The sequence below is a fragment of the Oligoflexus sp. genome (assembly GCF_035638955.1).
In the GTDB taxonomy this organism is placed as follows: Bacteria; Bdellovibrionota_B; Oligoflexia; order Oligoflexales; family Oligoflexaceae; genus Oligoflexus.
This window is the reverse complement of the sequence record NZ_DASQYZ010000447.1, coordinates 1-4,300: the sequence shown is the minus strand read 5'-3', so window position 1 is coordinate 4,300 and position 4,300 is coordinate 1. Positions and strand designations below refer to the sequence as shown.

4 protein-coding genes are annotated in these 4,300 nt (G+C 47.5%); 1 reads left to right on the top strand and 3 read right to left on the bottom strand.

All coding sequences use genetic code 11. The features are described from left to right. Nucleotides 1-154: 154 nt before the first annotated feature. Complete coding sequence (locus VE954_RS36725) at nt 155-1,546, bottom strand: hypothetical protein (protein ID WP_324962519.1); 1,392 nt, start codon at nt 1,544-1,546, stop codon at nt 155-157. Further along, nucleotides 1,506-2,180: a hypothetical protein gene (locus VE954_RS36720; protein ID WP_324962517.1), complete on the bottom strand. Its 675-nt coding sequence runs from the start codon at nt 2,178-2,180 to the stop codon at nt 1,506-1,508. Before VE954_RS36720 ends, VE954_RS36725 begins: the two co-directional genes overlap by 41 nt. Nucleotides 2,181-2,556: 376 nt before the next feature. Between VE954_RS36720 and VE954_RS36715 the strand changes: the two genes are divergently transcribed. After that, entirely contained in the window at nt 2,557-3,444 is an 888-nt protein-coding gene (locus VE954_RS36715) for a hypothetical protein (protein WP_324962515.1), read from the top strand. Nucleotides 3,445-3,613: 169 nt separating this feature from the next. Here the strand turns inward: VE954_RS36715 and VE954_RS36710 are convergent, their stop codons facing one another. After that, nucleotides 3,614-4,225 (bottom strand): IS6 family transposase, encoded by a 612-nt coding sequence (locus VE954_RS36710; protein ID WP_324962513.1) that lies wholly within the window; start codon nt 4,223-4,225, stop codon nt 3,614-3,616. Nucleotides 4,226-4,300 lie beyond the last annotated feature (75 nt).

Sequence of the window (4,300 nt, the reverse complement as noted above, 5' to 3'; positions counted from 1 at the left end):
AAGCATGAGCCGCCCTCCCAAGGTTTCCCGGAGAATACCACGGGCTTACCCAGGCGCAACACAACCCTATGAAGAAGCAGAAGCCTGAAAAATCCCCGGCGAGGTCGAGTTAGACCTTGGCTTATTGCTGACCCCGACGCCGAGCAGTTGTAAACTATTCCACGTCGTGGACGTAAACATATCTTGCATCTGATCCCCGTAAGCGGAGTCCCAGCGACACTATATCAATTTCTTTAAAGAGATTTTTGGATCCGACCAAACACACATACACATCCTCGCTGATGAGAATCTGTGATGATACTCTCTTAATCGCGCCCTTGTTTTCGAGCTCTCGCCGAAAAGAACCTAGCCGCGCTACTGGTATGACACTGCGATCGGTAAAATCAAAGTCTGTAACATTTGATGACTTCCATAAACCCTGCACCATGCTTCTCACAATTGCAACACATATGAAAGGATTCGCGCCCAAGTTTGTTTGCAGATACATCTTCGAGAAAACGATTATGTCGAATGCCATCTTTATTGACTGTTCGGCGTGGTTAGGGTGCTCTGAGCGGAACGGATGGCCAACTGTGTAGATAAACCCGTCCCCTGTATCCTTGAAAAAATATCCGTCTGATAAAGGTGTTCTCAAGTCCTCCCAGCCCTGGGAAAACTTATAGTTTCTAAAGATATACTCTTGAGAAATGTTTTTGAATAAATTGCCTTTGTGCAAGTCATAGCCGGGTATCTGGACTATGGATGCGGAGTCCTTGATGTCAAACTCTGATACGATAGCCTCTTTTCTTTCAAGGTTCATTGTCTCTTCAAGAACGTGCCCAATTTTAAGAAGATGATGTTGGTGAGGATAAATAAGCCTGCTTAGTTGCCTCCAACCGTGTGTCCTATCGATTTCCAAGGCTTCTTTTTCTTTGTCCGCCAGTGCTTTAATATTCACCTGTGCGACTTCGCCCGAGTGCAGCGCCAGTGTAACAAAGATGCTTGCAGGCACACCAATGAGGACCTGTGAGATGAGTATTGTGTAAAAATCCGGAAAGAAATGCGCAGCAAAAAAATACGACATGATTCCATAAACCAGTCCACGAAGGACTAGCTTTTCACGATCAAACCAGTATGGATTTGCTGCCTGAATTATAAAAGAAAATTGGATGGGTCCACCGCGAGTGACAAGTCCCATCGATTCAACATGACCTGAGAGAATGGCAGTCAAAACAATCGAAAGACCAGTAACAAATTCCAGAAAATACTTCGCAGACTTAACATTGAGAGCGGATTTTCTTCTGCTACCAACACGGATGGTGATTGCTGTCGCAAGCGAAAACAAGCTCCAATATACAAGTGTTACCAGATCACCGCTTTTTCCATAGTTCAGGGTTCCAACTGCAAGCGGATAGAAGATTAGAAAGTATTTGAATTTTCCGAGATACGCTCTTTGAAACGCTCTTTCATCCAGGTGATCAATAATTTCGTCTCTATAGTTCCGAATGAATTGCTCGGGTAGAGGACTACTCTGAAAGAATTCCTCGATTGACTTCAATGGTCTCAACGGCACCGTCCTTGGCTGGTAATGACCTGCTTTCTCTGGACTTTACCAGAAAAATCGTAAATGCGCGACCGATTGATTTTAAGATCATTGCAGAAAGGGCCTTGCGGACGTTTACGACTTCTATAGAGGCTGTGGAATGCGTTTTTACACTCGAATTTCCCAACGACTGGCCTCGAAAAAGGACGTCAGGTTTGCCTGCAGCGTAGAGCTTTTGCAGGCCACTCCTCTGGAGGTTATATCCATAAATTACAAACGGCCGGTTGTGATCTTTAATCCGGGACACCATATGGAGCCACAGGCACGTAGTGTACTTCTTCTGCCTGAATTCCTTTTCCACCCATACACCGCCCAGTTCAATCATTTCTTCATCACGATAGTAGTGCTTGATACCATGAGCCCGAAGGCCGGTTGTTGTACGGAAGGGCCCTTTGACCGCAACAACGTACCCACCAATCAAGGCTCCTTGATGATAAATGCCCCAGGCTTCGCCTTGTTCACTGATGTATCCTGTTGGATATCTGACGCCGTCGACTATTTGGCCACGATCCAAAAACTTTTCGAGGTCGACGCCATGCAAAAATTTGACCTCGCATTTGCTGGTGTTTAATAAGGCTTTAAGTAAAAGCTTATGCACGCCTTGCCCTCCTTAATGTTTGATGGCTCTAAATTACCGTTTGCTACTTCAATAAAGATGCCAATATAGCTTATTACGCGTTTTTGCAAGGTAATACTTTAGTGTAATACTTCTCAGCATCTTTGGGACACTCGTAACCTTGACTTTGCCTGAATCTCAGTTGCCTTTTGAGTGCCTAGGCTCGCTTAATTCGCACCGAAACGCCTGCGAATGGAAGCCATAAGACGTCTAAAAAATGCTGCTTTGCGATAAGGGTTATTGACCGGGCAAGTCTGGTTAAGAAAACTTTACTTTGTCTTTTCAATCTAAATGCACCCCGCGGTGAAAAAGTTCGGTCCCCCCCATTGTCCTTTGTCCATAGCCCAGCCCTTGCGCGTTGGGCGTTTTTTTTCCTGAGCCGGAGTCTCGCCTGCACTTGGACTATATAACCCTGCACCTGGATTATTGGGAAAACGCGAAACGCACCGATATAAGCGTTACAAAATATGTTAGAGGAACTTTCATAGTGACGCCAAACGCGGTCGTTTCAATTATTCTTGGTGGTGCTTTCGTGCTTGCCTGCACGCCACGTCGGGCGCCATCCCATGAGATAGAGGGTAAGGAGGCTTTGCCGGCCACCTCAGAATCCACGAATGATTCGACCCCTACATCATCAGCATCCGAACCAGATCCCAAAAAGGAAGAGCCTGCTTCGGCTGATGGAACTCCCGTTCAACCTGCCGATATTACCCTTGCACGGCTTATCGATGACTCAAAAGTCCCAACAGAATGCCCTGCTTATCAAACCAATATTCCCGGCAGGAACTCATTTACCGTCCAGCTGGGTGAAATTGGCGACATTATTGCCAAGTGCTCCGCCGCATCAAGAATCTCCTGTACCGTACGCGGGCAGGTAACCGCTCCGCCTGGGTATTGGGTGGATCTTAACGTGGATTCGCTCAAGGTTCTGGGATCGGCGGTCCTGGCTAGCGTCGATAGCGTCGATTACTCTATAAAAGTTGAGACAGTAAGCGCTCTGCAGTACGTTTACCGCTATGAGAAGCTCATCATCGGTCCCAGAAATGGGCCTTTTGAGGCCACTCTCGATACAATGACTCCAACCATTTCAGACCCTCCTTGCTCGAAAGAGGCAATGGCAGTTCCATTTAATATCCTCATTGAAACCACACTGCGAGTTGCAACCAATTCAAGTCTTCAAGAGGTTGAAGGTTTTTTGACTCGAGCTCCGAACTTTGCCTTCCGCTTCGGTCCCTGCAAAGCCTGAACGTTAGATCCCCTTCCGACGGATCGAAAAACTGCTGCCGCAGTGAGGACATGCGGTTTGGCCGCTCCAAATCGCAATGGAAAAGCGTCCGCAGTCCTGGCAGGCGGCGTTCAGCGGTTGTGTTGCGTTTGCAGAAGCTGAGCGAGGGGAAGCACGGATTGGCGAACGATCATGCAGCCAGGGAATAGAAGATCTCTGCAGAGGTATCACCCTCTGCTCTGACTTGCCGTTTTCGAATTATTCTCATCGATTCAAAGCCACCAATTGTAATCCTTGCCGTTCGAAACTTCCCAAAGCCCAAGGTGACTCTGCATAGCTGCTTGATGGGCCTATGGTCCTGCTCGATAATGTTGTTCAAATATTTGTTCTGACGAATTTCGATATCGGCTCCAGCGTCGCCAATATAGTCATTGATCGCAGATGTGTTGGCTCCGCTTTTGTCGATAGTGATTTTTATCGGTTCACCGTTTGACTTGATTGCCATGGACAGAAAGCGTTGTGCGGCTTTCCGGTCACGCTTTGCCGTGAGCAAATAGTCCACGGTATCGCCTTCCTTATCCACGGCCCGGTAGAGGTATTTCCACTTGCCTTTGACCTTGATATAAGTTTCAACCAAGAACCAGCTTTTGCCTGAAGGCCGCTTGAGCCGGCGTACAGCCTTTTCCAGCCCTGGCGTGAACTTGATGACCCAGCGGTAGATGGTGGTGTGGTCAACTTCAGGTTGTGTTGCGCCTGGGTAAGCCCGTGGTATTCTCCGGGAAACCTTGGGAGGGCGGCTCATGCTTTTTGACACCAAAGGACATTGTTTTGAGCGCCAGATCATCATGCTTCATGTCCGCTGGTATCTTTCATATAA